General features: G+C 55.4%; 5 protein-coding genes. 3 read left to right on the top strand and 2 right to left on the bottom strand.

Translation table 11 applies throughout. The annotated features are described in order from the left end of the window. Positions 1-115: 115 nt before the first annotated feature. From VOY09_RS14245 to VOY09_RS14235, 3 genes are read left to right on the top strand one after another with little or no spacing between them, the layout of a single operon-like run. Positions 116-934 (top strand): Mu transposase C-terminal domain-containing protein, encoded by an 819-nt coding sequence (locus tag VOY09_RS14245; RefSeq protein WP_322894354.1) that lies wholly within the window; start codon positions 116-118, stop codon positions 932-934. Further along, positions 924-1,874 (top strand): ATP-binding protein, encoded by a 951-nt coding sequence (locus VOY09_RS14240; protein WP_322894355.1) that lies wholly within the window; start codon positions 924-926, stop codon positions 1,872-1,874. Before VOY09_RS14245 ends, VOY09_RS14240 begins: the two co-directional genes overlap by 11 nt. Beyond that, on the top strand, positions 1,871-3,679 hold the full coding sequence (locus VOY09_RS14235; RefSeq protein ID WP_322894356.1) for a TniQ family protein: 1,809 nt from the start codon (positions 1,871-1,873) through the stop codon (positions 3,677-3,679). Before VOY09_RS14240 ends, VOY09_RS14235 begins: the two co-directional genes overlap by 4 nt. 339 nt (positions 3,680-4,018) lie before the next feature. Here the strand turns inward: VOY09_RS14235 and VOY09_RS14230 are convergent, their stop codons facing one another. Both VOY09_RS14230 and VOY09_RS14225 read right to left on the bottom strand, forming a co-directional pair. Continuing rightward, positions 4,019-4,744 (bottom strand): class I SAM-dependent methyltransferase, encoded by a 726-nt coding sequence (locus VOY09_RS14230; RefSeq protein WP_323811287.1) that lies wholly within the window; start codon positions 4,742-4,744, stop codon positions 4,019-4,021. 27 nt (positions 4,745-4,771) lie between these two features. Beyond that, on the bottom strand, positions 4,772-5,854 hold the full coding sequence (locus VOY09_RS14225) for a glycosyltransferase family 61 protein (RefSeq protein ID WP_322894358.1): 1,083 nt from the start codon (positions 5,852-5,854) through the stop codon (positions 4,772-4,774). Positions 5,855-6,000 lie beyond the last annotated feature (146 nt).

Genomic DNA, 6,000 nt, shown 5'->3' with positions numbered 1-6,000 from the left:
GCATCACACCCGTCATGAAATTGAATATGGCTGCATGAATTCTACGGATGCACCCCGTTAAAAAAGGGGAGATTACCGCTTCTTCCGGACGGTCGGTCATAAGTTGATGCCACTCTTGTCAGGACGCACGTTCTTCAACCCAGTCGAACGAGCGGATTATCCGTCGGGAAAGCTGGCTTGCCTAAGCGATGACGATCTCATCGGCATTCTTTTGACCTTCGTTGTCGACATCTACCACAACGAACTGCATGGCTCACTCTACGGCGAAACCCCTGCGAACTGCTGGAAGCGGCTCGTTAAAGAGCAAGGTGTCTTGCCTGTCCCTGACGGGCTGGCACTTCGCAAGACCTTTGGTCGCCCGCTCGTGCGCAAACTTCGTGGTGACGGGGTGCGCTTTGCAGGCCTCTCCTACAGCTGCGAGGCTCTGCGTGACGCGTTCCTTCACTCGCCCGAACGCGAAGTGGAAATTCGTGCTGACCTTTTCGACATAGGATGGATCGCGGTTCGGGTCGGCGATACGTGGCGCGCTGCCATCTGCAATCATCGCGGGTTCGACGGTGTAGCATATACCGACTGGCAGGAAGCCTGCCGGGCGTTGCGGGTGAAACATGGCAAGGCTGCCGTTTTGTCCGAAGATACGGTCCACCGGGCCTTAGCCCGAATTTCCGCAACCAATCGCTCAGCCATGCTGCGCATGCAGCTGACCCCTTTCCACATCACCGACGAGGAAGTCGAGCGGAATGAAAGGTCACTACATTTCTCGCTCAGCTCGTCTTCAAATGTGGGATCCACCTCGCCTCTCACCAACGACCCATTGAATGACGGCTTGGAAATTGTCCCCGCGCTCGAGCCGCTGGCTCTTGGCGCGATACCGGAAAAGCAAACGCCGCCGACACAGACGCCGCGCCGCAAATGGGGTTTTGATGATGTGTAAGTTAATTATCCAGACGGCACAGCGCATTACAGATTTGCGCGGGCGCTTCATACGACATGAAAGGTACGAACCTTTGCAGGCGCGGTTCCAGCTGTTGATCGAGAAGCGACTGGCTGACATCGCTGCAGGGCGGACAACAGATGCCCACGGAATCGCGCTGTCCGGAGCCTCAGGGACCGGCAAGAGTCGCGTCATGGCGCAACTCCTCAACACAGCACTTGCTGATCTGTCAGCATCAAGCTTTCCAGAGGCCTCGATCATTAGCCTTCGCGTACCCTCTCCTGCCACACTGAAATTTGTAGGCCAGATGGTTCTCAGGGCACTTGGCTACAACCTCACGACAGAGCGGCAGGCTTGGTACATCTGGGATCTCGTACGCCATCAGCTTCGAGCCAGAAAAGTTCTGTTCCTGCATCTGGATGAGGCGCAAGACCTCAGCTCACGCGGTACAGCCAAAGAACTGAACGCTGTTGCTTCCATGCTGAAGACACTGATGACCGACGAACACTGGCCGGTCGGCATTTTACTTTCGGGGACGGAAGAGCTGGAAACAATTCTAAATCACGACGCGCAGCTCGCACGGCGGATGGATATGGTCCACTTCGGACCACTTTCAGCTGTCCACCATGCCCCGGACGTCATTGGATTGGTGGACGGTTATGCCCAGAGAGCCGGTATCATCGCAGATGCTGGCGTATCGCTCCCTGCGTTTGCAGAGCGCCTGATACACAGCGCAGCATTCCAGTTCGGCCTTGTTATCGAGATCATCATAGCAGCAATCGAAGTCGCTCTACTCGAAGAAGCGGCGGCGCTGACACAGGCGCATTTCGCAACCGCATATGAAATTCGTTCGTCTTGCGCTGACGCGTTCAACCCGTTCATCGTTCGGGATTACTTCAAGATTGACGCTCGCAAAGTTTTCACCAGGGAGATGCAATGATGCCTTCACATTTCGCCAAGTTGGCCCTCACCGTACCGCATGTTCCTGGAGAAACGGCAACTTCGGTCGCCTCACGCCTAGCGCTTCTGAACGGTGCGCCACGATTGATTGCCTTCTGTTCTGACCTCGGGATCAGCCACTCCGGTCTCACAAACGGTCGCGAAAAGGAAATCCGGGACATTGCCGCGCTGGCCGGTCATGATGCGGACACTTTAGTTTTTTGGACTCCTCAGCACTTCGAAACTCGATGGTTTCGATTGGGGCGCAAACGGCTGAAGTTCACGGCGTTTTCCCGCACGCAGTTACGAGCTTGCCCGATGTGCGCCAGCGAAGGGCTAACCACGGACATCCGAGTAGATGTCGGACATCTGGGCCTCTGGCAGCTGAGCTCAATCCGTTCCTGCGCAAAACACCGTTGCTTGCTCGTCTCCCTGCCAGTGACAAGCAGTGACAAAAATGTCTTTGATTTTGCACGCCTTGTCGAAAACCATAGGTTCCAAGCACCCGTGCTGGATCCTTTGGACTCTGCCCTTGAGGCCTACCTCGCCCAACGGATCTTGAATGGCCCCGCCAGCAGCTGGTTAGACACACTCCCCGTTCACGTCGCCGCTCAGACCTGTGATAATCTGGGTGTTCTACTGACGCTCGGGCCTGATGCAAAACGATCAGAAATTTCAGATAAAGAATGGAGAGCCGCGGGTGACGCTGGCTACCATGTCCTGAAGGACGGACCGGATGGCTTGAATGCCGCACTGCGCGACCGGAAAGTCGGGCACATAAATGAAACAGGGCGATATCGCACTCGCTACCGGTTCTTCTTTGATTGGCTGCGCTTCAGGGATGAGGACCGTGATTTTGACGTTATCCGGGATCTGGTTCGCGACTTCGTCTGGAGAAACTTTCCAGTCGCACAAGGGGCACTCGTGCTTGGGAAACCGTGTCCCGAGCAACATGTTCACTCGCTGTCAACGGCTGCGATCGCCACTGGGATTACCCGCCGCCAGCTAGGACGCCGCCTCTGTGTCAAGGGCTGGGCACGCCCAAGCAACGGAACAAACGGTATCGAGTTGCTCGATTTCATTCCAACCAAGGTGGTCGACAGCATCAAGTCCGAGTTCTCCAGCCTGCTCAACGCAACCGAAGCCGCCGCCTATCTTGGCATTAAACGCTTCATGCTGACAAAGCTAACCCAGCCGCAGCTCATCCCACTCTTCATGTCCCAAGCCAAAACCTATCCGCTATATCAGCAGGCAGATTTGGAAGACTTTCTTGCGCGCCTGGGGCAACTGCGTCAGCCATACACTCCCATTGCCGGATGGCTGGAAATCGCAACCGCCGCACATCGGCTGAAAATCACGACAGAGCGCGCCGTTACGCTCATTCTATTGCATAGACTATCGCTGCGCTCTGAGCGCAAACATGTGGTCGGGTTCCGGGATTTTTACGTCGTGCTGACAGACCTGCGTAATGCGCTAACCCTACCTGAGCATGGTGCAGTTCACCCAGCCCGCGCTGCGCAACTTCTCTGCCTGAAGCCCAAAACCGTGACTGCACTGATTGAGCACAACCACATCAATCAGATAGTCATGCCGGAACCAACAACCGGCAGAGAGATCGCGTATGCGTGCCCGGTGTCAATCAAGCTATTTGCTGAAAGATATGTTTCTTTGAAAGAACACAGCAAAGAAAATCGCCTTTCACCGGCAGACCGTCACATACGTGGCCTCGAGCTCGAACCCTACCAGCTCGACATCAGCGCAGAAACAGAGCCGATCTACCAACGGGAAGACATCTTTCACATCTGACAGACTTGGGCCGGCGGTTTCGCCGGCCTTTCTTTGACCTTTGTGGGAAAAACTATGTGGCAAAAATGGAAGGGTAGATGCTTCAATGGGAACAATGGGTGTTGATTTTGTTGAGTTTTTCAGGCCAAAGATGGAACATCTATGTGGCAGTTTTCATCATTTTAAGTTTCTGACAGTGTTTCTTCCAGTTTTTGAGGATGGAACATCTGTGGAATGGGACCTTGCCTGCGCTACCCGATACCTGCCATCTTTCAGACCCGATCCTGACGGACTTGCCGTGACCATTCTGGCAAGGTCGACACCCGCACGCACCAATGCGCAGGCAACGTCCGTTCACCCTTACGGCGTGATCTTTTCGGGCTTCAACGCTGCGGCTTCGGGCAGCCTGACATCTGAAAACAGCGGATATCCGGCAGCAATGAATGTGCTGGTGACCTCATAATCGAACAGGGCGTTAAACGCATCCAGTCCGAATTCCTGCAATGTTGTTGTGGTGTAACATTCAACGATTTCGGCATAATTTCTCTCCAGCACCTGTGATTGCGGGTCAAGCTTGCTGATGAGGACAAGCCCGGTCGGGGCCGCATCCAGCACCGTGATCTGCAGATCGGGGCGGTAATGCTTCAAAATTGGAATCAGCTTCCAGACATCCCCCGTCCAGGCCTGTTTTGGCATGGCCGATAAATCTCGGGTCGTCATCTCATGGCTGAACGGGCAGCAATCGTGCAGGGCGATCACGCCCTTGGGGTCGCTGGCTTTTTCTGCAGCCATGAAATCACGCAGCAGAAATTCGAACAAATGCATGCCATCCAGAAAGCTGAAGGACAGTTTCACTTTCATCGCCTTGAGAAAATCACTGGCAAAGAAATCGTCACTGGTTTGCTGGAAAACATGCAGCGCAGGCTTGCTGCCGATCACATTTGTATCGCAGCGGAAAAACGGGTCGACGGCAATTGTCTTGCCACGGGCATTGGCAAAGATACGCCCGGTCCGACACCCTATTTCCATATACCAATCGAACAAGACATCGCGGTGCAGCGCCGCCATGAACGTTGTGTATTTCATACCATTGGCTTGTTTGAACATAACCACTTACCCTTTCCGCCGTGCGTCACGCCGTTGTTTTAACCACTTGTTCCTTTGGCCTGTATCCATCAGCTCTTCGTCTGGCGACAGACCGGCCGTTAAGGACCTGTCAAGCTGCGCCTGCGTCGGGCCGTGCCAGCCCATCCCAGAGATCAGCCCGAGCCGGGTCAGGCCATCGCGCAGGGCAGTGAAATCCAGCACTGACAGCCCCAGATGCCCGCCCCGCCGCGGCGGCCACCAAAGCGCGCTGATCGCGTTGATGGCGATGGTGGGGCTGCCGGGACGATCAGCCATTTGTGCCAGCATGACATCTGGCAAAACCGCGCGCCGGTGGATCACCGCTGACAATTGACCGGGTTGTCGGATCAAGGCGAAAAGATGCACGGCAGAGCCTTCTGCAAAGATCAATTTTTCGGCCGCCTGAAAGGTCGCGATCTGATGCGCCAGACTATGGGCCTCTGGCCGGTAAATCTCATACCCTTCGTCGGCCAAAAGCGTTTCAAGATGCTCTTCGCAGGCGTATCGCCCCATCGCCGCACCCAGCCCGGATCGCGTGACATAAACTTTGCGATTTGGGTCAGGCAGGGCTTTTGCAGGCCAGCGGCTGTCAATCCAGTCATAAAAGGCCGGACGACCCGTACCCCCCAAACATTCGCCAAAGCGTTCCTCGGCACTATGCAGCGTTTCAAAGCGCAATGCGCCTTGGGTGATCACGACCGGGTTTAAAACCCCCAAGGACCGCAGGATCATCGACACGAAACCATAATTGGGCGATCTGGGCATAGGCTTTTCGCCGTACACAATGACCGTCTCACGCGGGAGCGCATCAAGCGCCCAAAGTCGCCCGAGAGAATTCAACAGCACAAAGCCGAATTGCTTGTCGACGCTGCCCGCAAAAAGCGCCGGACCAAGAACCATCGTCGCATTTCTTTGTGCCGCGGCCCGATCCGGGGCCCTTGTTGTCCATGGTGTCGTGCGGATCGCGCAATCAGGCAAAAGGGCGCCATCGGCATCATAGACGCCAAAGCCTGTTGTCAGACGGTCGATCTGATGCCCGGGCAGCAAAAAGGCGTTCTTGAATGTCTTCATCTACGCAACTTGCTACATTACCCGCGATCACGACGCCTGCGTTTTACAATCGGTAGCCGCAACCATCCGGCATTCCCGAGCGCCCTGAGGCTCGTCGGAACCTTGCCTAGTTTTACTGACGGATCAAGTGATTTGCGTCCGAAGCC

Source organism: Yoonia sp. 67-2 (assembly GCF_035117555.1).
In the GTDB taxonomy this organism is placed as follows: domain Bacteria; phylum Pseudomonadota; class Alphaproteobacteria; order Rhodobacterales; family Rhodobacteraceae; genus Yoonia.
The sequence above is the reverse complement of the archived record's forward strand: the minus strand, read 5'-3'. Positions and strand labels throughout refer to the sequence as shown.